Genomic DNA, 20,462 nt, shown 5'->3' on the forward strand with positions numbered 1-20,462 from the left:
GAGCACAGCTCGGGACGTTGATAATGGCGGCACTGTGACAGTCCCCAGTGAACGAGCTCACGTACCGCGCTCTGGTGTGGCTGACCTATCGCCTGGCCGCCACCTTCGCCGTTGGCGTGCCTCTGGTCCTGTTGATCTGGTCGTCCTGGCGTCGCGAGCCGTTGGTGCTTCGGCTGCTCGGGATCTATTGGAAAGTGGCCAGCCTGATGGCGATCAGCCTCTTGCTGCTGACGGATCAGCGGCCCTTGGGCTACGCCATGGCGGTTGTCGCACCGGTGTTGATGGTGATCAGCCTGTGGTTCTGGGTCGACATCAATGAGGAGCTGGCCGACCAGCCGCTCTGGCGTCCGCTGCCCCTTGCCGTGAAGGTGTGGCGTTGGGCATTCAGTGGGTTTGCTCTCATCAGCCTGGGCATGAGCGTGACGGGTTTGGGCTGCATGCAACAGCTGGAGTCCTCGGCATGCCTCACCTGGCTGGAAGCTCCTCAGGGCATCCATGGTCTTGCGGCCATGGTGTTCAATTTTCTGTTCGGTGGTTTGTGGACCGAGGCCGTTGCTGCCTTTGTGGGGTACGTCGCCCTGGTGGCTTATCTGGCTGGTCTGCTGCAGTGGCTGTTGGTGCGTTTGCCCCGTTACGGCCGCGTGGCGGGGGATTTCTGATGACTGACCAGGCGCTGGTTCAGGCCCTGGAGGAGCGAACACGTGTTCAGTCCCAGCGGGTTGTCCGCCTACGGGGTCAGGTCGGGGATGAGCCGTTTGAGTTGCTGATCTTCCGTGGGTTCAGCAGCAGCACCACCCATCCAACCGCCTTTGACCCCGACGCCTCCGTTCTCCCTGAGGGAACAAGCCTGGATCAGGCTGAGCTGCTGCAGGGGCCCTTGTCGCCAGGTCAAGAGGTTGTCCTGGCTGGACCGATGCCGCCGAACGATCTCCTGGCTCAGGCCAACTGGTGAGTCCGGCGTTCCAGAACCCCAACACAGCGCCCACAGATGTGGGGATGTTCCGGGTGCTGACCCACATCCCCCTCGTAGTGCCAGCAGCGCTCGCATTTGGTTCCCCGCGCTCGGCTCACCTCGATCGATGCGAGCTCGTCGTCCTGGCTGGCCAGCACTTCGGCCCAGGGCTCGCCGCCAATCTGCAGTTGTGAGACCAGCAGCCAGTCCCGCAGACCGTCCACCTCGGGATCCCCCGTCTCACTCAGCCAGGAGAGAGCGGCCTGGAGTTCCGGACGGCGGGCGTCAATCCGCACGGCTGCCTCAAGCGATGCGCCAAGTTCCTGACGGCCGCGGCAATCTTCAAGCACTTTGTTGACGGCGGCGCGGAGCTCCCGCAGCTCTTGAACCGGAGCGCTGAGAGCAGCATCACGCCACTCGACTGGAACCGTCGGCCAGCCCCGGTGGAAGACCGATGTCTCCTCCACGGGGTAAGGCAGGTTCTGCCAGATGTCTTCGGCCATGTGGCACAAGACAGGAGCGATCAGTCCGGCCAGGCGTTCGATGATCAGGGCCATCACGGTCTGGCAGCTGCGCCGGCGCTGGTCGGCGGGGGCACTCACGTAGAGCCTGTCCTTGGCGATGTCGAGGTAGAAGTTCGACAGATCGGTGACACAGAAGTTCTGCAGCAGCTGGAAGAAGCGGAAGAACTCGAAGCTTTCGAAGGCTTCTGTGATGTCGTCCATCACCTCGGCCGTGCGCTGCAGCATCCAGCGGTCCAGCAACGGCAGTTCCGCAATCGGGATCGCGTCGGTTGCCGGATTGAAGTCGTGCAGGTTGCCCAGCAGATAGCGGCTGGTGTTGCGCACCTTGCGATACACATCGGCCAGCTGGCGCAGAATCCCGGCTCCGATCGGCACATCGGCGGAGTAATCCACCGAGCTCACCCAGAGCCGCAGCACATCGGCGCCGTAGGGCGGTTCCTGTTTCTGGTTCTTGCCCCCCTCGATGATCACCATCGGGTCGACCACGTTGCCGAGGGATTTGCTCATCTTGCGGCCCTTCTCATCCAAGGCGAAGCCATGGGTGAGCACCCGCTTGTAGGGAGCGTGGCCATTCACGGCGACCGAGGTGAGCAGTGAACTCTGGAACCAGCCGCGGTGCTGGTCGGAACCTTCCAAGTACAAGTCGGCGGGATAGCTCAGGTTGTCCCGCTGGCTGGCGACGGCAGCCCAGCTTGAGCCGGAGTCGAACCACACATCCATGGTGTCGGTGCCCTTGCGCCACTGATCGGCCTGGTCGGCGTAGGCGGCGGGTAGCAGCTCGGCTTCGTCTTTCTCCCACCAGACGTCGGCACCGTGCTCGGCGATCAACGCTTGGATGTGCTCCAGGGTGTCGGCATTCAGCAGCACCTCACCATTGCTGCGGTGATAAAAGACGGGAATCGGCACCCCCCAGGTGCGCTGACGGGAGATGCACCAGTCGCCCCGCTCCTTGACCATCGATTCGATCCGGTTGCGACCGGAAGCAGGGGTCCACTCCACGGCGGCGATCGCATCCAGGGCCTGTTGACGGAACCCTTCCACGGAGGCAAACCACTGTTCCGTGGCCCGGAAGATGGTGGGTTTCTTGGTGCGCCAGTCGTAGGGGTAGCGGTGGCCATAGGCCTCCTGCTTGAGCAGGGCCCCGGCGGACTCCAGCGCCTCAATGATCTTGGGGTTGGCATCCTTGAGCACATTCAGGCCCGCGAACGGCCCGGCCTCGTCCGTGAGGTTGCCGGCTTCGTCCACAGGGCAGAGCACCGGCAGGCCGTTCTTCTGGCCGGTGTGGAAGTCGTCGACGCCGTGACCAGGTGCGGTGTGCACGAGGCCTGTGCCTGATTCGGTGGTGATGTAATCGCCGCCGATCACCACCGGACTGGTGCGATCCAGCAGTGGGTGGCGGTAGGTCAGCCCAGCGAGCAGAGCACCTTTGACGGTGGCGCGCCGGCTCAGTGGGCGCGCCAGGGTGCCGCTCAGCGTCTCGATCAGATCGGCAGCCACCAGCAGCAGGCGACCTTCGCCGTCGTCGGCCAGGGCGTAGTCGAGCCGTTCATTCACCGACACCGCCAGGTTGGCCGGCAACGTCCAGGGGGTGGTGGTCCAGATCGCCACCTGCAGGGCCCGGCCGAGGGCCTCCGTTTCGGTGGGCAAGTCAAGGCCATCAGCCTTGAGTGCATCCCGCAGAGGTGCCGGTAGATCCACTGCAGGGAAGGCGGCGTAGACGCTGGGGCTGGTGTGGCCGTCGGGGTACTCCAGTTCGGCTTCGGCCAAGGCTGTGCGTGAACTCGGACTCCAGTGCACCGGCTTCAGGCCCCGGTAGATGTGCCCCTTGAGCACCATCTCGCCAAACACCCGGATCTGAGCCGATTCGTACTCCTTTTGCAGGGTCAGATACGGCTGCTCCCAGTCGGCCCAGATGCCCCAGCGCACGAAGCCTTTCATCTGGCCATCCACCTGCTTGCGGGCGTAGGCGGCGGCCTTTTTGCGCAGCTTGATCGGTGTCAGCGCTTTGCGCTGTTCCTGATCCATCGACTGCAGCACCTTGAGCTCGATCGGCAGGCCGTGGCAGTCCCAGCCCGGCACGTAGCGCACCCGCCGCCCGTTCAACACCTGATATTTGTTGATGACGTCCTTCAACACCTTGTTGAGGGCATGGCCCATGTGCAGCGCACCGTTGGCGTAGGGCGGGCCGTCATGGAGGGTGAAGGTTGGACCGGTGTTGTTCAGGCCCAGCTCGCCATCAATGCCCTGGTCCTTCCAGAAAGCCTGCAATTCCGGTTCGCGTTGAACGGCATTGGCGCGCATGCCAAATCCCGTCTGCAGCAGGTTGAGCGTGTCTTTGTAGGAGGGACGTCCCTCGGCGGCGGCGTCGCGCGTCTCCTTGCTCACGGGGTCCCTGCTCTGGCCAGGGGATTATCAGTCTTCACCCTCTGGGGATGTGACTTCCGCTGGCGGATCGGGCTCGCAGCTGGCCGCTTCTGAAGACGCAGCATCGCTTGCGGCAGGGGTTTGAGGCGATTCTGGTCGCACCCATTTTTTGCTCGTGACCCCTGATTTGCCGGACGGCTTGAGCTGTTTGGTGATACCACTGATGCCTTCGCCCACCCGGCCCGTGGTGATGAGGAGTTGTTGAACGCTGGTGCGCCAATGGTCGAGCGAGGTGAATTGCTGCTGTTCTGTTTCGCTGAGGCTGTTCCAACGGGCCTGGCCGACCTCGGCTCCCAATCGAGCGATCAACAAACCGGCGCAGAGAACGGCAAGCATCGGAGCTCCCCGCAGCCGGTCACTGCTGGTGACCAGAACGAGACCCAGCAACAACACCACAGCGCCCCAAACACCATCGCGGGGGCGGCTGAGTTCAACGGCCAGAAGGGGAAGCAGCAGGAGTGCCAGGCCAAGCAGGAGGCAGAGATCGCCGCTGAGGGTCGCGAGCATCCGTGGTCAGGCGGACTGCTCCCATTCTGGTGCGATCACTAAAGTCAAGGCGTTGCCCACCTGGCGGAATTGGTAGACGCGCTGGTTTTAGGTACCAGTGGCTTTGGTCGTGGGGGTTCAAGTCCCCCGGTGGGCATTCCTTTCTCTACCGTGGGTCGGGATCGTTACAGACTTGTTGCCTGACCTCCGGATGCACCAGAGCACTGCTCAACAACAGCAGCCTCGTCCGGTTGGTGTGGGCTACCGCTCGGTTCCGCGCGAATTCGTTGACCCACCGGCTTTCTGGAACCCCACTGTGGGTCTCTTCCTTGGCGGTTATGCCCTGGCGGCTCTGACCATCTGGGGCTGGTTTGTGGCGGCTTTGCCCCTGCCGGTGCTGCTGTGCACGGGCTTTCTGGCGCTGCACCTGGAAGGAACCGTGATTCATGACGCCTGCCACAACGCGGCCCATCCCAATCGATGGATCAATCAGGCCATGGGCCATGGCTCGGCGCTGTTGCTTGGATTCAGTTTTCCCGTCTTCACGCGGGTGCATCTCGAGCATCACGCTCATGTGAATGATCCGAAGAACGATCCGGATCACATCGTCAGCACGTTCGGGCCGCTCTGGTTGATCGCGCCGAGATTTTTCTATCACGAATGGTTTTTCTTTCAGCGCCGCCTCTGGCGCCGCTGGGAGTTGATGCAGTGGGGCTTTGAACGCAGCATTTTTGTCGCGATCGTGTTGGCGGCGGCTCGCTTCGACTTCCTGCCGTTCATCTTCAATTGCTGGTTCGCCCCTGCCTTGATGGTGGGGGTGACGCTGGGGTTGTTCTTCGACTACCTCCCGCATCGGCCGTTCACCTCCCGCAACCGCTGGACGAACGCCCGGATCTACCCCGGCAGGCTGATGAATTGGCTGATCATGGGGCAGAACTATCACCTGGTTCATCACCTCTGGCCATCCATTCCCTGGTTCGAATACAAACCGGCCTACGAGGCCACCAAGCCTCTCCTCGATTCCAAGGGATCTCCCCAACGCTTGGGCATTTTTGAGACCCGCCGCGATGGGTATAACTTCCTCTACGACATCCTTGTGGGAGTGCGCAGCCACAAGCGCCGCAGCGGAAAAATGAGGCGTGCAGCCCGTTTTATGCCGGGACGTGGGTTACGCCGCCACTGGCTCGGTTTTGTTGACCGCATCGCGATCAAAACCGAGCCCAAGCGTTGGGTGTCCCGCTGAGTCGCGTTCAGTCGGCCAGGATTTTCGGAACCCGGAAGAAGTCGCCTTCCCGTTGGGGCGCCTGGTTGAGAATCTCTTCACGCACGGGTGTTGGCTGCACGCCATCCGGTCGGGTCACATTGGTGACTTCCACGGCTCGGGTGGTTTCGGGAACCCCCTCGGTGTCCACCTGCTGGAGCTGACCGACGTACTCGAGGATGGATTCGAGCTGATCGGTGTAGGTCGCAATCTTGTCCTCGGGCAGATCGAGGCGGGCGAGCTGGGCCACCTTGCGGACGTCGTCGCTGGAAATCTGGCTCATCAATTGCCTAATCAATCATTTTATAATACACTCTCGTATGTGAGTTCTAGAGATTGTGAATTGCTAAGCATGATTGCCATCTATGCGCTAATTGTAGGTGTGTTTATATGCTTTTGGGTTGATTGTTAGTGTGGTCTCTTGGGCGTGATTTCCTCTCGAGGTATTCTGCGAATCGAGTATTGCTAAATATTTTCCTCCACGTTGTTTCGTGCTCTAGTAATATTGAGGCAGGGAGGCTGTCGATTTTTTGGTTGATAAAATCTTCCGAGAAGCATTCCTCTGTAGACGCAACTTCCTCGGCAATATTGTGATCATCTAGGAATCTTAGATAAGAGGTCTTGTACTTTTTCTCCAGAAATTCGTCCTGCAAAAGCAATTTTAATCGTGCATCGTTGGCGCTAACTTGGCGTAGATGAAAGCCTTTCCTGTTTGTTTTGAAGGGGTTGTTTGTTTCTTGCTTGAGCTGGTTTGGCGGTGTGCACTTAGGGGTGAATAGAGATAAGGAGTATTCAAGTTCGCTCCTTACTATTTGATGAATGATCCAGGATGTAGGGGAGTCTTTTAGCCTAGGCGGCTTATTGGTGTTTTGGAGTGTGGGGCTTTTTTGGGAGGCCACGGTGATTTCGTTCTCTTCCCAGGGGATAAGGGACCCGGCGGAGTTTTTGAGAGCTATTTCTGAGGGATGCCTGGCAGTATTTGGGGTATGCGGCCTAAGCGAATTCATCTTGCATTTGTAATTAAATATCGATTTTCCTTGTGCAGTTAAGCGGTAGCTGTCTCCAAGATTAATGGGATTTTCTAGAAAGTTCTGCCCATAAGTGCAGAGCCAGTTGACGAACAAAACATCAAAATCGCCCATTAGATTAATATACTCATCAATTTTCATTGTAGGTGGATTCGCTACCCAGTATTCGTCGATATCGACGACAAGGCAGTGGCTTGAGTTTGATTTCTTGTGTACTTTCCGAAATAGTGATGCGTATGAGCCACGTTGGCCATGAAGGCGTTGAGGTTTGTTGGTATTGAAGATATGTACATGCGGTGAAAATGTGGCAATCTTTTCAGCAATTTCTCTTGTTCTGTCTGTGGAGTTGTTGATTCCAATAAATATATTCGAAAAGCCCTGAAAAGCATAGTGGTGAATGAACTTGGCTATGTAGGCTTCTTCATTTGCCGCAACGCAGATCACGTCGCAATTGTTTTTGATTACTTCTTGTCTGTTATTGAGCTTTCTGTATGCAAGTTCGGCACAAGCCTTGAGCCATGATTTGCTTGATTTGGCTGGAAAGCTCTTATTGCGTTTTGGTTTTTTCTTCTTTTTGTTCTTTTTAAGCATGTCAAAGTGGATTATTCTGCCTTGAAAAAGTTTATCAATTCTTCGCTCAACGCGGTCGCAGCTGTTTCCAGCAAGGCGTCACCATGCTGCGCGGTGGCCAAGGAGGGATGGGACCCCATGCGTCCATCGGGGTGACGGCGCCGGAAGTCGGCAGGTCCGTGAATCGGCCCCGCCGGGGCAGGGTCCGGCAACGGCCGTTGCTTGCTTTGCAGGCTGGGTTCCACAGCGAGGGTCACCGCGATTTCGCTGGGGGTGGCGTGATGCCCTTCCTTGTCGCCATACAGGTCCGGCGCCTGATGCATTACGGGGCCGGCCATGAACCAGTTGGCCAGACGACACCGCAGCTGCGGGGCGACAGGAAGATTGCGGGTGGTGGCGGTGCCGTAGGCCTGGGCAAAGGCGGCTTTGGCCGTTGCGATGTTGCCGCCGTGGCCATTGATCACGAACACCCGTTCAAAACCATGCCGTCCCAGGGACAACACCAGGTCGTGGAGAACGGCCAGCAGTGTGGCGGGCTGCAAACTCATCGTTCCAGCGAAATCAAGATGGTGTTCCGCCATGCCGAAGGCCTGAGCTGGGGTCACCAAAACGCCGGTGCGCCGTCCCACCTCAAGGGCGACCGCTTCTGCTGTGAGGGCGTCGGTGCCGATGGCACCAGTGGGGCCGTGCTGCTCAGTGGATCCCAGGGGAATGATCACGCCCTTGCAGACTTGGAGGTAGCTCTCCACTTCAGGCCAACTGCGCAGGGCCAGGCGAATGGCGTCGGTGCTGTCGACAGGACCGGGAATTGGAGCGGTCATTCAGGCTGAGCCAGTCCATTGATGATCGCTCAATCTCAGCCGATCAGTGGGCGGTTCCGTTGCCGTCGTACTTGTCGGTGTTGTAGTAGCCGCCGCGTGTTCCGAAGAACAGACAGGCCAAAGGGAACAGCACAACGCTGGCGAAAAGCACAGTGCCGAGGTTGAAGCTGGAGGTGGCTGCGTCCATCACCTGGCCTGAACTGACCCCAGCTTGGCGTGGATGCACCGCTAATGCATCGCAGATGTGGGTTCTGTTGTGAGTTCGCGTCCGTCTCCCGGGATCTCCAGCCACTCTCTCAGCCATCCCGTGAGCCAGATGAAGGGAAGGGTGTCGGTCAACGCTGCCAGCACCTTGAACAGGTAACCGCTGCCGATGAAGCTGAGCAGCTGTGGAAGCACGGACCGTTCCGGCTGCACGGGAAGCACATGGGCGCCGTAATGGCTGATCAGCACCACTGCAGTGGTGTCCACCAGCTGGCTCACCAGGGTGGAGCCGTTGTTGCGCAGCCACAGGGCTTTCCCTTGGGTGAGCCGTTTCCAGAAATGAAACAGCCGCACATCCACGAATTGCGCTGTGAGATAAGCCACCATCGAGGCGCCGATCGAACCGAAGCTGAGCTGCTGAATCGTTCGAAAGGTGCTGTCGTCACTGCCGGCCATGGCGGGCAGCACCCCCCCAAGCCAAAGGATCAGCAGCACCCAGCCGTTGAGCAGCAGCCCGACCCACACCACTTGATTGGCTTTCTGTTCTCCCCAGATCTCGCTGATGAGATCGGTGCAGAGGAACGTGATCGGATAGGGCAGTGCGCCGACAGCCACCACGATCGGCCAGCTGCCAATGCTGCCCAGCTGCAGAAAGCGGGTCAGCCCCAGGATGTTGAGCATGCCCAGGGTCCCCAGGAAAAGGCCTGCCAGCACCAGAAACACCCCATCACGCCGTGCCTGGAGCTTGCTGTCCAAAGCCTGTGAAGTTCAAGCTGGAACAAGCGTGGCCGCCAGCCGGCAGCCTGTCATCGATTTCGTTTCGCTTCCGCTCAATTTTTTTGCCCGTCCGGCTCAGATCGTGGGCCCCGATCTGGTGGGTTGCAGGTTGGTGAAACGCCAAGCAGACGGCAGCCTGCTTTGGGGCGTGATCGTGGAGACAGAGGCCTATTCCCAGGACGACCCCGCCTGTCACGGTTACCGCCGCCGTTCACCCCAAAACGAAACTCTGTTCGGTGAGCCAGGACGGTTTTATGTGTATGTCAGCTATGGCATCCACCACTGCGTGAACGTGGTCACCGATCGGGCCGATTGGGCCAATGGAGTCTTGCTGCGAGCCGTGGCCCTGCCTGATGAACCGGAGCGGATTGCGGCAGGGCCTGGCCTGCTGGCGCGTCGCTTCGGGCTTGATCGCCGTGATGACAGCCGTCCGGTGACGGGCGAACATGAGGTGTGGATGGCCCCAAGGTCAGACACGTTTGCCAGCCAGGATCTTGTGACAACCACGCGGATCGGCATTTCCCAGGGCGCTGCAACCCCATGGCGCTGGTACCTGCGGAGCAGTCGCAGTGTCAGCAGACGAGCTCGGGGTGATCGCATGCCACCCAAGGCACAGTGCTGGGCGCCATCGCTGGAGTCGTCGTCATGAGTGGCTGGCCGCATCGACACGTGCTGGATCTCGCCTCGTTTTCGCGGGAAGACTTTGCTGCGGTGCTTGAGCTGGCCCAGCGGTTTCGTTCGCTGCCCGTCACCGGTGCCCGCAAACTGCCCGCCTTGCAGGGCCGTCTGGTGGCAACGCTGTTCTTCGAGCCCAGCACCCGCACGCGCAGCAGTTTTGAGCTGGCGGCCAAGCGTCTGTCGGCAGACGTGATGAGCTTTTCACCCTCCAGCAGCTCACTCAGCAAAGGGGAAAGCGTTCTCGACACGGCGCGCACCTACGTGGCCATGGGCGCCGATGTGCTGGTGGTGCGCCACCGTTCCACCGGTGTGCCGCAGCAACTGGCGCAGGACCTGCAGCAGATGGGTGAGCGCACCGTGGTGCTCAATGGGGGCGATGGCCTTCACAGTCATCCCAGTCAGGGACTGCTGGATCTGCTCACGCTTGCTCGGCATTTCTCGCCCCAGTACCCCATGCCGGAAGCCCTGCAAGGTCGCCGGATTGTGATTGTCGGAGACATCCTGCACTCGCGGGTGGCCCGTTCGAATCTCTGGGCCTTGACGGCCTGCGGAGCGGATGTGGTGTTGTGCGGTCCTCCCAGCCTTGTTCCCGAGGATTTTTCGGCCTTCGTGGATGCTCCGCCCCCGGGTCTGCTGAAGGATCCGGTGCCGCAACGGGGCAAGGTCAGCGTGGTGCGGCGCCTTGAGCATGCGCTGCCGGGCGCCGATGCGGTGATGACCCTGCGGCTTCAGAAGGAACGCATGGGCCAGCAGTTGCTCACCAGCCTGGAGCGCTACCACCGCGACTTTGGGCTGAGCCATGAGCGCATGCAACTCTGTGGTGAGAACGTTCCTGTGCTGCATCCCGGTCCGGTGAACCGCGGCGTTGAATTGAGCGGGTCGCTTCTGGATGACCCGCGCGTCAGCCTGGTGGAAGAGCAGGTCAGGAATGGCGTGCCAACCCGGATGGCCTTGCTTTATTTGATGGCAGCTTCCGAATCCGCAACTGAGGCCTCCTTGGTGTCGAGCAGCTCCTGAGTTTGGGGGAGGCCACTGAGCTGATGGGCGTAGTAATCCATGGCTGCCTTGAGGGCGGCATCGGGTTCGGCGATGGAGGGGCCCGTTCCGCTTGCCATCGGGAAGTGGGCATCCTCAGCATCAAGGGCCAGATGCTGGCTGGGCATGCCTGTGAGCAGAACGGAGGCCCGTTGTCTGGTCGCCAGGGCGTACAGCCATTTGATGCTCAACGTGATCCGGTTCTCCCGATTCGGGATCAAGGCCAGGTGAACGATGGCCCACAGCAGCAGGCCGATCCGGCCTGAAAATTTTAAGCCATGCAGGTCGGCCACTGCACTGGCGTGCACCACAGCCATGCTGCCGAAATCGACGTAGCGGAAGGTGGGGCGGGAACCTCCGGCGACGATTGCAGCGATGTCTTTGCCGATGAATGTGCCGGCCTGTTTGGCGGGAGCCGCCATGCCCGGCAGCGGCCTGCCATTCACGGTGTGGCTGTAGCTGCAGAGATCACCAGCGATGCGGATCTCGGGATGGCTGGGAATCGAGAAATCGGGGTTGACGATGACCCTTCCACCGCGATCGACGTCGCAACCGGTGGCTTCCGTGAGCTTCTGTCCCAGATGGGATGGCTTCACACCAGCGGTCCAGATCACCGTTGCCGCCTGGACCCGTACATCACCATCGGGGCTGCTGATCACCACCTCGCCGGGCCGCATGGTTTGGACGCGGCCTTGGGGCAAAAACTCGATCCCGTCGCGTTCGAGAGCCGCAAGGGCCGCTTCGGAGAGCTCCTCTGGCATCGCTCTCAGCACCCTGTCACCGGGATCCACCAACACGATCCGCGTTTTCTGGGGATCCAGCTGTTTGAAGGCATTGTTCAGGGCCCAACGCATCAGCTCAGAAACGGCGCCAGCCATTTCGCAGCCGCTGGGGCCGGCACCAACGATCACCACCGTCTGCAGAAACTGGCGTGCCTCGGGGTTCGGTGTCTGCTCCGCCTGCTCCATCGCCATCAGCAGACGGCGGCGTATTTCCTCGGCGTGTTCGAGGATTTTCATCGGGGGCGCAAAGGTACGCCAGTCTTCGTGGCCGAAATAAGTGCTGCCTGATCCTGTGGCCAGGATCAGATGGTCGTAGCTGTAGGCCTTGCCGTTGAAAACAATCTGTTTGCCTTCGGGGTTCACGGTCGTGACCTCCCCCAGCAGCACCTGCACGTTGTCTTGCTTGCCCACCAGTTCGCGCAGAGGTGTGGCCACATCACTTCTTGAGACCAAACCTGTGGCCACTTGATAGAGCAGTGGCTGGAACAGGTTGAAGTTGCGCTTGTCAATCAGGGTGATGCGCACATCGGCCTTGGCCAGGGCCTTGCAGGCGTGCACCCCTGCAAAGCCTCCGCCGACGATGACCACATGCGGTGCATGACGCAACCGCTCCGCTGGCGGTTCAAGCTCCAGGAAGTAATGGTTGCTCGCCATTTGCATCCCATCGGATTCTTTTCGAAGGGTATGAATCGCAATCTTGGTTGGCTGTTTTGAACGGGTCTGCTTCAGATCAGCTTGAACCCTTCGAGAAAGAGGCCGTAGAGAAAGCCAATACGACCAAGGTCCAGGAGCTGTTGGGGCAGCTTCAGTGATGGTTCGGAGCTGCGTCGGCGCCGGATCGTGAGTTCAGTGCCAAGAACCACCACAAGCGCAGCCACGGGGTCCATCTGCCCGAGAACGCCTGCCACTGATGTGATGGCGCTACCGATCAAAAAGCCGATGAGTCCGGCAAGGGCCAGCAAGGAAAACCGCCGCCAAGGATTGCGCGCCCATCGATCCAGCCTTTGAAATGCTGCTCCAACGTTGGTTTGCAGCCGGGTGGATTGAAGCCGTCGCACGGCACTGGTTTCAGGGGAAGAGGCAGGGTCGAAACCAGTGATCCCCATCACCCGGCCATGCCCCTGCCAGCCCCTGTTTACACCACTCGTAGGCAACCTGCAGTCATCAGACACTACGGATAGGAGATTTCAATAAAAAACCCGGGGCAAGCCCGGGCCAGGTGATGGGGATTGGCGCAGCAAAGCCAGAGCTGAGGGCTTTGACAACGGCTTGCGTTGAAAGTTATTTGGACTCAGCCTTCGCTTTTCTGGACGCTTTGCCTTCGAGAAGCTCCAGCAGAGCTTCCATTTGTGCCATCACACCCCGAACTTCGCCCGCTTCGGGAAGAAGGCCGTCTTCCATGACTCCTTGGTGCATCTCGCGCAGCTCTTGGCGGATGTAGCGCAGGTGGCTCACGACCTGCTCGCGCTTCGATTGCGACATCGGCTACGGGGGAGTTCAACACCCCTTTTACCTCATGGGGGGTCAGGTGCGGCGTGATGGGGCGCGACTTATCGCACCGGCTGCAGCCATGAGTGTGAAGGTGAGCAGGGCTGAAGGTCGTGCCACGGTGCTGAACACCACAAGGGCAAACAGGCCAATCAGTGGCAGACGACGCTGCAAAAGCGCAGTGGAGAATAGGGGATTCGAACCCCTGACCTCTGCGGTGCGATCGCAGCGCTCTACCAACTGAGCTAATTCCCCGGTCAGCCAACGCTAGCCGGCACGGCCTGCGTCAAACTGCCATGAATGGCGTCTGAGGACGGCTCGATGCTTTCGCAGGAACGGCTCGAAGCTTTTGACGAGGCCTCGACGGCCGAACTCGCCCGCCGGCTTGAAGAGGACGATTACCCCTCTCCTTTCGACAGCCTTTCGGATTGGCACCTGCTTCGGGCGCTGGCCATTCACCGGCCCGAACTGATCCTTCCGTACCACCATTTGGTGGACCAAGAGCCTTTTGATGAAGACTGAGCAGGCGTCGCCACTGTCGTCGCCACTGTCGTCGCCACTGTGCGGGCGGCGTGTGCTGGTGGCCGTCAGCGGCAGCATTGCTGCTGTTAAGACGCCCTTGCTCGTCAGCGCGCTGATTAAGGCCGGCGCTGAGGTGCGGTGTCTTGTGACCACCAGTGGTGCTGCCTTGGTGAGTCCCGTGGCGCTCGCCAGCCTCAGTCGCCATCGCTGCTACCTCGAGGCCGAGCAGTGGGACTCCGCCTCATCCAGGCCGTTGCACATCGAGTTGGCGGAGTGGGCGGAGTTGGCCATCGTTGCGCCCCTGAGTGCCAGCAGCCTCGCCCGCTGGAGCCAGGGTTCAGCCGACGGACTGCTCGCCAGCGTTCTGCTGGCCATGGAAGCTCCGGTCATCGCGGCTCCGGCGATGAACACGGCCATGTGGCGCCACCCTGCGGTGCAACGCAACTGGCAGCAGATTCAATCCTTCCCTGGGGTGACCCCCCTCGTGCCGGCGTCCGGTCTGTTGGCCTGTGATCGCGTCGGCGATGGGCGCATGGCCGATCCGCTGTTGATTGAGTTGGCGGCTGCGTCTGTGTTCAGCCGCGGTTCGGGCACTCCTGACGTGACCCTTGATTGCTCGGGGATTTCTGTTCTTGTTTCGGCTGGACCGACGCAAGAGTCGATTGATCCGGCCCGTTTCCTGAGCAACCGCAGCAGCGGTCGCATGGGTGTGTTGCTGGCGCAGGCGGCACGCTTCCGGGGTGCCACCGTTCATCTGGTGCATGGCCCCTTGGATCTCCCCGGCGCCTGGCTTGAAGGCCTGGAGTGCACTGCGGTGGAGAGTGCCGCCGAACTCGGTTCAGCTCTGCAGTTGGCTCAGCCCGGATGCGATGTGCTCGTCATGGCTGCTGCCGTCGCTGACCTGCGGCGCGATACCGCTCCCCCAAGCAAACTGGCCAAGCAGGATCTTCAGCAGGCTCTTGTCTCCGGTTGGGCCGAAGTGCCTGATCTGCTGTCGAGTCTGACCCGCCAACGCCGTCCAGGACAGTTGGTTCTCGGTTTCTCCGCGCTCACAGGCAGCGATGCCCATTTGCTAGAGCGGGCTGAAAGCAAGCGGCTGGCAAAGGGCTGCGATCTGATGATGGTGAATCCCGTTGACCGTGACGGTCAGGGTTTCGGGGCCCAACCCAACGGAGGCTGGTTGCTTGGAGATGGCTGGAGACGAGAGCTGCCTGTGACGGCAAAGCTCTCTCTGGCCCATCAATTGCTTGATGCTCTGCTTGAGGCTCGGGATTAGGCCGCGGCGTCGATGGAGTCCTGACCGAGCAGGTCAATGAAGGTGCGCAGCTGAAGACGGGGGATGTAGGGCCAGCCTCCGTTTTTCTCCATCCCCTGTAGAAGTGTGAACAATTTCTGGCGGTTTTCAGGAAGGCTTTGACGAAACGGACCGTCCTGAACGTCCCGGTGCAGGGCCTCAAGCTCACGCAGCAGGGTGAGCAGTGCTTCGGGATTTCCCCTCAACTCCTCTGCCAGCTCGCCCAGGGCGGCCAGTGCTGGAGCCATCCGTGCCTGGGTCGAATCGGGATCGTTGGATGTCACGCGCTTTCGACAAGTTGTTGAGAGCTGCAAAAGGCTAGCCCTGACGTCATTTTTCGCCCTGTAAGATCCAGATCTGACGGCATTCCGTCCCCATTAGCGTTCAGCCGATCGGCTCCTTCCATGCGCATTCGTCCTCTGCTGGCCGTCGTGCTGGCGCTCTGCCTCACGTTCTTCACCACGGCCTGCAGTGGCGACAGTGATGCAGTCCAGCGTGGTGGATCCAACGTCACCTACGACGACATCCACAACACCGGCAAAGCCAACGATTGCCCCACGATCGGGGATTCAGCCCGGGGCTCGATTCCTCTGACGGCCGGTGGCAGCTACGAGCTGCGTGAGATCTGCATGCACCCCGTGCAGGTCTATGCCAAGGAGGAGCCCAAGAACATTCGTCAGCAAGCTGAGTTTGTTGAGGGCAAGATCCTCACCCGGTACACCTCCAGTCTCGACTCCGTTTTTGGCGATCTGAAGGTGACGGAATCCGGCCTGCAATTCCAGGAGAAAGGTGGCATCGACTTCCAGCCGATCACCGTTCTGGTGCCCGGTGGCGAAGAGTTCCCCTTCACGTTCTCCAGCAAGTCGCTCAATGCCACTGCTGAGGGCTCGGCTCTGACCACCAGCACCGACTTTGAAGGCACTTATCGCACCCCCAGCTACCGCACCAGCAACTTCATCGACCCCAAGGGTCGGGCTTTGACCACCGGCGTTCAGTACGCCCAGGGTCTTGTGGCACTTGGTGGTGATGACGAGCAGCTCGAGAAGGACAACAACAAGCGCTACATCGATGGTGTGGGAACCATGAGCCTCTCCATCACCAAGGTTGATCCTGAAACCGGAGAATTCGCTGGTGTGTTCAGCGCCATCCAGCCCTCCGACTCCGACATGGGTGGTCGTGAAGTGGTCGACATCAAGATCACTGGCGATCTCTACGGCCGTCTTGAAGAGGCTTGATCGAGGTCATCACAACAGGTTGCAAGGGGGGCTTAGGTCCCCCCTTTTTTTCGCCTATTGCAATCCTCCTGCGATCTGGGAGAATCTCCCGATCTTTCTCTAGGCCTCATGACTGCCAGTGCTTCCGCTCCCGCCCAACGATCCGGTGTGATTGCTCCCTACGGCGGAACGCTGGTGGACCTCATGGTGGCTGAGGCGGATCGTGCCGCTGTGAAAGCCACGGCGACCAAAACGATCGAGTGCTCCGATCGCAATGCCTGTGATGTGGAGCTGCTGTGTGTGGGTGGCTTCTCTCCCCTGCGTGGCTTCATGCACCAGGAGGACTACGACGCCGTGGTCAGTGGGCATCGTCTGGCTGCGGGCCAGCTGTTCGGTCTGCCGATCGTGATGGACACCGACCGCGTTGACGTGGTGGTGGGCGACAAGCTTTTGCTCACCTACAAGGGCCAGGAGCTGGCCGTCCTCGAGGTGGAGGACAAGTGGGAACCCAACAAAGTGGCTGAAGCCAAGGGCTGCTACGGCACCACCTCCATCGAGCACCCTGCGGTTCGGATGATCACGATGGAGCGCAAGCGCTTCTACCTAGGTGGAAGCCTCCAGGGCCTTGCTCTGCCCGAGCGGGTCTTCCCTTGCAAGACCCCGGCTGAGGTGCGTGCAGACCTGCCCGAAGGCGAGGACGTGGTGGCGTTCCAGTGCCGTAACCCCATTCACCGCGCTCACTACGAACTGTTCACCCGTGCCCTCCATGCACAGAACGTCAGTGACAACGCTGTGGTGCTCGTTCATCCCACCTGCGGTCCCACTCAGCAGGACGACATCCCTGGTGCTGTTCGCTTCCAGACCTATGAGCGTCTGGCGGCCGAAGTGAACAACGACAGCATTCGCTGGGCCTACCTGCCCTACGCCATGCATATGGCCGGTCCGCGTGAAGCGCTGCAGCACATGATCATTCGGCGCAACTACGGATGCACCCACTTCATCATTGGCCGCGATATGGCCGGCTGCAAGTCGTCTCTCACCGGTGACGACTTCTACGGCCCTTACGACGCGCAGAACTTCGCCAAGGAGTGTGCCCCCGAGCTCACGATGGAAACGGTTCCCTCCCTGAACCTCGTTTACACCCAGGAAGAGGGCTATGTGACGGCGGAGCATGCCGAAGCCCGTGGCCTGCACGTGAAGAAGCTCAGCGGCACCCAGTTCCGCAAGATGCTGCGCGGTGGTGAGGAGATTCCCGAGTGGTTCGCCTTCAAGAGCGTGGTTGAGGTGCTCCGCGCCGCCTGAAGACTGAGAACCCGTTTAACATTCCTTCATCTACGAGGCGACCTGTGAACAAGCGTTGGCGAAATATCGGTCTCGGGGCCCTTCTGGTTCTGGCGATCGTTGTGATTGCACCAGCGTTCTTTGGTGGCGGCGGTGGCAGCCAGCCCCAGGTGAACACCATCCGCTACAGCGAGTTCGTTGAGGCGGTGAAGGATGACCAAATCAGTCGTGTGCTGATTTCTCCGGATCAAGGCACCGCTCAGGTGGTTGAAAACGATGGCCGTCGTGCCCAGGTCAACCTGGCCCCCGATCGTGAGTTGCTCGGCCTGCTGACCGAACACAGCGTTGATATCGCTGTGCAGCCCTCCCGTCAGACCCCTGGCTGGCAGCAGGCTGCTGGAAGTCTGATTTTCCCCCTGCTTCTGCTTGGTGGTCTGTTCTTCCTCTTCCGGCGCGCCCAAGGCGGTGGTGGTGGCAATCCAGCCATGCAGTTCGGCAAGAGCAAGGCGCGAGTTCAGATGGAGCCCTCCACCCAGGTGACCTTCACCGATGTGGCCGGCATTGAAGGGGCGAAGCTTGAGCTGACCGAGGTGGTCGACTTCCTCAAGAACCCCGATCGCTTCACGGCTGTCGGCGCCAAGATCCCCAAGGGTGTTCTGCTTGTGGGGCCTCCTGGCACCGGTAAGACCCTGCTCGCCAAGGCTGTGGCTGGTGAAGCAGGTGTTCCCTTCTTCTCGATCTCCGGTTCTGAGTTCGTTGAGATGTTCGTTGGCGTCGGTGCCAGCCGCGTTCGCGACCTTTTCGAGCAAGCCAAGAAAAACGCTCCCTGCATCGTTTTCATCGATGAGATCGATGCCGTTGGTCGTCAGCGGGGCGCAGGCCTCGGCGGTGGTAACGACGAGCGTGAGCAAACGCTGAACCAGCTCCTCACGGAGATGGATGGTTTTGAGGGCAACACCGGCATCATCATCGTGGCGGCCACCAACCGCCCGGATGTGCTCGATGCCGCTCTGATGCGCCCCGGACGTTTCGATCGTCAGGTCACCGTTGATCGTCCCGACTATTCCGGACGCCTACAGATCCTCGGCGTTCATGCCCGCGGCAAGACCCTCGCCAAGGACGTCGATCTCGACAAGGTTGCACGTCGGACGCCTGGTTACACCGGTGCCGATCTCGCCAACCTTCTCAACGAAGCAGCCATCCTTGCGGCTCGTCGCGAGCTCACCGAGGTGAGCAACGACGAGATCAGTGATGCCATCGAACGCGTGATGGCCGGTCCTGAGAAGAAGGACCGCGTGATGAGTGAGCGTCGCGCTCGCCTGGTGGCCTATCACGAGGCTGGTCATGCCCTCGTGGGTGCTCTGATGCCGGACTATGACCCGGTTCAGAAGATCTCGATCATTCCCCGCGGTAATGCCGGTGGTTTGACCTTCTTCACCCCCAGTGAAGAACGGATGGAATCCGGCCTCTACTCCCGGGCCTACCTCCAGAACCAGATGGCCGTTGCCCTTGGCGGTCGGGTGGCTGAAGAGATTGTCTACGGCGAAGATGAGGTCACCACGGGTGCCTCCAACGACCTCCAGCAGGTTGCGTCCACGGCGCGTCAGATGATCACCCGCTTCGGCATGAGCGACGAGCTGGGTCCTGTCGCCTTGGGGCGCGCGCAAGGTGGCATGTTCCTTGGCCGCGACATCGCTGCAGAGCGTGACTTCTCTGAGGAAACCGCTGCCATGATCGACAAAGAGGTTTCCGAGCTGGTGGATGTGGCCTACAAGCGCGCCACCAAGGTGCTCGTCGACAACCGAACCGTTCTGGATGAGTTGGCCGAGATGCTCGTTGAGCAGGAGACTGTTGATGCTGAAGAGCTTCAGGAGCTGCTGATCAAACGTGACGTCCGGGTCGCCGAATACGTCTGATTTCGATTCGTCCTCCAACCGATGGCTGGTCCGGCAGGAGCTCTTGGTGGCTTCCCTGCAGCACCAGCCTCTTTTGTTGGTGATTCGGCCAGAGCCCGACGACCTCGTGGCTTCAGGTTCGGGCTCTGGTTTGTTGGAGCAGGTGCAGCAGCTTCATGCTGCAGGACTTCGACATCTCGAGGTCGCATGGCTTGACCAGCCAGGCTGGATGGGGTTCATGCAACGGGTGCAGGACCATTGCCCTGGACTGAATCTGGGGGCGGCTTCGGTGACGGTCCCCAAGGCGATCAACGATCTATCGCGGCTGGATCTCAGCTATGCGATGGCACCGTGCTGGTGCCCGGAGCGCGTGGAGCAGGCCAGAGGGCTTGGAGTCTTGCTGGTGCCTGGGGTTTTCAGTCCCACCGAGGTTCATCAGGCCATGCGGTTCGGTTGTCGTGTCGTCAAGCTGTTTCCCGCTGCCAATCTGGGGCCGGGCTACTGGAGCCGCTTGCAGGCACCCCTCGGGCCATTGCCCTTTGTGATTGCCGCTGGTGGCCTCGAGGTGAGTGATCTCCCCGTATGGCTGGAGGCTGGGCATGGCGCCGTGGCCCTGGGCCGCAGGGTTGTGGGATCGCCTCCTGCCTTCCAGGCACTTCTCGACTGGTTGCACCAATCGACAAGCCAGCGTTGATATCAACCACTGGGCGACATGCGTCCCAGATGCTACAGATGAGATAGCTATCCAACTGCGTCATGTCGCAGCTCACGATCAAGCTCAGCGACAAGGCCGATGCCCTGATCGCTCAGCTTCAGAAGGAGATTTTCAATCGCCGGCGCAAGAAGGTTTCGGCTGCTGGGGTCGTGGAGACCCTGGTGGAGAGCGGAGCGAAATCGCAGTCTGACAAGCGTTTTGCCACGTCTTGGACGAATCTGATCAAGGACATCGAGAAGGCAGCCAAGCTGTCCTATGCCCATGGCAGCAAGCCATCCACCCTCAGTGATGAGGAGTGGGCCCTGGTGTTGAGTCATCGCAGCCGCGGAACGACAACTCGTGCACACCGGACGGTGAAGAAAACGATGGCGGCCAAGAAACCGGCCTCAGCCAAGGCTCAAGCCAGCAAAAAGCCCGCTCGCCGCACCCGCAGCGCGGCAAAGACGAAAGCGACCTCAGCGGCGGTGAGCTCCAACGCCAGCACAGCGGTGGGTTCCGTTTGATCTGATTG

General features: G+C 60.4%; 24 protein-coding genes and 2 tRNA genes. 13 read left to right on the plus strand and 13 right to left on the minus strand.

Annotated features, from left to right (window positions below):
- The first annotated feature begins 47 nt into the window (after nucleotides 1-47).
- Nucleotides 48-659: a DUF3177 family protein gene (locus SynA1544_RS01375; RefSeq protein ID WP_186514570.1), complete on the plus strand. Its 612-nt coding sequence runs from the start codon at nucleotides 48-50 to the stop codon at nucleotides 657-659.
- Nucleotides 659-952 (plus strand): hypothetical protein, encoded by a 294-nt coding sequence (locus tag SynA1544_RS01380; protein WP_186514571.1) that lies wholly within the window; start codon nucleotides 659-661, stop codon nucleotides 950-952. The genes SynA1544_RS01375 and SynA1544_RS01380 overlap by 1 nt, the downstream gene beginning before the upstream one ends.
- Here the strand turns inward: SynA1544_RS01380 and ileS are convergent.
- Nucleotides 937-3,861, minus strand: a complete 2,925-nt coding sequence (gene ileS, locus SynA1544_RS01385) for an isoleucine--tRNA ligase (RefSeq protein ID WP_186514572.1) — start codon at nucleotides 3,859-3,861, stop codon at nucleotides 937-939. The genes SynA1544_RS01380 and ileS overlap by 16 nt on opposite strands.
- Before the next feature lie 27 nt (nucleotides 3,862-3,888).
- Nucleotides 3,889-4,407, minus strand: a complete 519-nt coding sequence (locus SynA1544_RS01390; protein WP_186514573.1) for a Ycf66 family protein — start codon at nucleotides 4,405-4,407, stop codon at nucleotides 3,889-3,891.
- 54 nt (nucleotides 4,408-4,461) lie between these two features.
- Here SynA1544_RS01390 and SynA1544_RS01395 point away from each other — a divergent pair.
- Together SynA1544_RS01395 and crtR are read left to right on the plus strand one after the other, a co-directional pair.
- Nucleotides 4,462-4,543: transfer RNA gene (locus tag SynA1544_RS01395), tRNA-Leu, on the plus strand.
- Nucleotides 4,544-4,597: 54 nt separating this feature from the next.
- Nucleotides 4,598-5,629, plus strand: coding sequence for a beta-carotene hydroxylase (gene crtR / locus SynA1544_RS01400; protein WP_186514574.1), 1,032 nt, complete (start codon nucleotides 4,598-4,600; stop codon nucleotides 5,627-5,629).
- Between the two features lie 7 nt (nucleotides 5,630-5,636).
- On the opposite strand, the gene gatC is transcribed toward crtR, so the two are convergent.
- From gatC to SynA1544_RS01425, 5 genes are all read right to left on the minus strand, one after another.
- Complete coding sequence (gene gatC / locus SynA1544_RS01405) at nucleotides 5,637-5,930, minus strand: Asp-tRNA(Asn)/Glu-tRNA(Gln) amidotransferase subunit GatC (protein WP_186514575.1); 294 nt, start codon at nucleotides 5,928-5,930, stop codon at nucleotides 5,637-5,639.
- Nucleotides 5,931-6,033: 103 nt separating this feature from the next.
- A complete protein-coding gene (locus SynA1544_RS01410; RefSeq protein WP_186514576.1) occupies nucleotides 6,034-7,266 on the minus strand; it encodes a glycosyltransferase family 2 protein in 1,233 nt (410 codons plus the stop codon).
- Between the two features lie 11 nt (nucleotides 7,267-7,277).
- Complete coding sequence (locus tag SynA1544_RS01415) at nucleotides 7,278-8,066, minus strand: creatininase family protein (protein ID WP_186514577.1); 789 nt, start codon at nucleotides 8,064-8,066, stop codon at nucleotides 7,278-7,280.
- 43 nt (nucleotides 8,067-8,109) lie between these two features.
- Nucleotides 8,110-8,253 (minus strand): hypothetical protein, encoded by a 144-nt coding sequence (locus SynA1544_RS01420; protein ID WP_186514578.1) that lies wholly within the window; start codon nucleotides 8,251-8,253, stop codon nucleotides 8,110-8,112.
- A gap of 41 nt (nucleotides 8,254-8,294) precedes the next feature.
- A complete protein-coding gene (locus SynA1544_RS01425; protein ID WP_186514579.1) occupies nucleotides 8,295-9,026 on the minus strand; it encodes a queuosine precursor transporter in 732 nt (243 codons plus the stop codon).
- A gap of 28 nt (nucleotides 9,027-9,054) precedes the next feature.
- On the opposite strand from SynA1544_RS01425, the gene SynA1544_RS01430 reads away from it, so the two are divergent.
- On the plus strand, nucleotides 9,055-9,696 hold the full coding sequence (locus tag SynA1544_RS01430; protein WP_186514580.1) for a DNA-3-methyladenine glycosylase: 642 nt from the start codon (nucleotides 9,055-9,057) through the stop codon (nucleotides 9,694-9,696).
- On the plus strand, nucleotides 9,693-10,742 hold the full coding sequence (locus tag SynA1544_RS01435; RefSeq protein WP_186514581.1) for an aspartate carbamoyltransferase catalytic subunit: 1,050 nt from the start codon (nucleotides 9,693-9,695) through the stop codon (nucleotides 10,740-10,742). The genes SynA1544_RS01430 and SynA1544_RS01435 overlap by 4 nt, the downstream gene beginning before the upstream one ends.
- Here the strand turns inward: SynA1544_RS01435 and SynA1544_RS01440 are convergent.
- The 5 genes from SynA1544_RS01440 to SynA1544_RS01460 all read right to left on the minus strand — a co-directional run bounded on the left by SynA1544_RS01440 (nucleotide 10,682) and on the right by SynA1544_RS01460 (nucleotide 13,285).
- Nucleotides 10,682-12,196 (minus strand): NAD(P)/FAD-dependent oxidoreductase, encoded by a 1,515-nt coding sequence (locus tag SynA1544_RS01440; protein ID WP_186514582.1) that lies wholly within the window; start codon nucleotides 12,194-12,196, stop codon nucleotides 10,682-10,684. The genes SynA1544_RS01435 and SynA1544_RS01440 overlap by 61 nt on opposite strands.
- A gap of 71 nt (nucleotides 12,197-12,267) precedes the next feature.
- A complete protein-coding gene (locus tag SynA1544_RS01445; RefSeq protein ID WP_186514583.1) occupies nucleotides 12,268-12,648 on the minus strand; it encodes a DUF565 domain-containing protein in 381 nt (126 codons plus the stop codon).
- A 175-nt stretch (nucleotides 12,649-12,823) separates the two neighbouring features.
- The gene (locus tag SynA1544_RS01450; RefSeq protein ID WP_011363323.1) at nucleotides 12,824-13,024 is read right to left on the minus strand and encodes a hypothetical protein; all 201 of its coding nucleotides are present in this window, start codon (nucleotides 13,022-13,024) and stop codon (nucleotides 12,824-12,826) included.
- Between the two features lie 42 nt (nucleotides 13,025-13,066).
- Nucleotides 13,067-13,204: a hypothetical protein gene (locus tag SynA1544_RS01455; RefSeq protein ID WP_186514584.1), complete on the minus strand. Its 138-nt coding sequence runs from the start codon at nucleotides 13,202-13,204 to the stop codon at nucleotides 13,067-13,069.
- 8 nt (nucleotides 13,205-13,212) lie between these two features.
- Nucleotides 13,213-13,285 (minus strand) — tRNA-Ala (locus tag SynA1544_RS01460).
- 66 nt (nucleotides 13,286-13,351) lie between these two features.
- Here SynA1544_RS01460 and SynA1544_RS01465 point away from each other — a divergent pair.
- Nucleotides 13,352-13,552 (plus strand): DUF2555 domain-containing protein, encoded by a 201-nt coding sequence (locus tag SynA1544_RS01465; protein WP_186514585.1) that lies wholly within the window; start codon nucleotides 13,352-13,354, stop codon nucleotides 13,550-13,552.
- Nucleotides 13,542-14,828, plus strand: coding sequence for a bifunctional phosphopantothenoylcysteine decarboxylase/phosphopantothenate--cysteine ligase CoaBC (coaBC, locus tag SynA1544_RS01470; protein ID WP_186514586.1), 1,287 nt, complete (start codon nucleotides 13,542-13,544; stop codon nucleotides 14,826-14,828). The genes SynA1544_RS01465 and coaBC overlap by 11 nt, the downstream gene beginning before the upstream one ends.
- Here coaBC and SynA1544_RS01475 read toward each other — a convergent pair.
- Complete coding sequence (locus tag SynA1544_RS01475) at nucleotides 14,825-15,130, minus strand: hypothetical protein (RefSeq protein WP_006850908.1); 306 nt, start codon at nucleotides 15,128-15,130, stop codon at nucleotides 14,825-14,827. The genes coaBC and SynA1544_RS01475 overlap by 4 nt on opposite strands.
- Nucleotides 15,131-15,250: 120 nt before the next feature.
- Between SynA1544_RS01475 and SynA1544_RS01480 the strand changes: the two genes are divergently transcribed.
- From SynA1544_RS01480 to SynA1544_RS01500, 5 genes are all read left to right on the plus strand, one after another.
- Nucleotides 15,251-16,081, plus strand: coding sequence for a photosystem II manganese-stabilizing polypeptide (locus SynA1544_RS01480; protein WP_186514587.1), 831 nt, complete (start codon nucleotides 15,251-15,253; stop codon nucleotides 16,079-16,081).
- A gap of 108 nt (nucleotides 16,082-16,189) precedes the next feature.
- Nucleotides 16,190-17,362 carry a sulfate adenylyltransferase gene (gene sat, locus SynA1544_RS01485; protein ID WP_186514588.1) on the plus strand — a complete coding sequence of 391 codons (1,173 nt, stop codon included), beginning with the start codon at nucleotides 16,190-16,192 and terminating at the stop codon, nucleotides 17,360-17,362.
- Nucleotides 17,363-17,406: 44 nt separating this feature from the next.
- Nucleotides 17,407-19,257, plus strand: coding sequence for an ATP-dependent zinc metalloprotease FtsH (gene ftsH / locus SynA1544_RS01490; protein ID WP_186514589.1), 1,851 nt, complete (start codon nucleotides 17,407-17,409; stop codon nucleotides 19,255-19,257).
- A 46-nt stretch (nucleotides 19,258-19,303) separates the two neighbouring features.
- Nucleotides 19,304-19,930 (plus strand): bifunctional 4-hydroxy-2-oxoglutarate aldolase/2-dehydro-3-deoxy-phosphogluconate aldolase, encoded by a 627-nt coding sequence (locus SynA1544_RS01495; RefSeq protein ID WP_255477677.1) that lies wholly within the window; start codon nucleotides 19,304-19,306, stop codon nucleotides 19,928-19,930.
- A gap of 62 nt (nucleotides 19,931-19,992) precedes the next feature.
- Nucleotides 19,993-20,454, plus strand: coding sequence for a hypothetical protein (locus SynA1544_RS01500; RefSeq protein ID WP_186514591.1), 462 nt, complete (start codon nucleotides 19,993-19,995; stop codon nucleotides 20,452-20,454).
- Nucleotides 20,455-20,462: the final 8 nt, after the last annotated feature.

Source organism: Synechococcus sp. A15-44 (assembly GCF_014280115.1).
Classification (GTDB): Bacteria; Cyanobacteriota; Cyanobacteriia; order PCC-6307; family Cyanobiaceae; genus Parasynechococcus.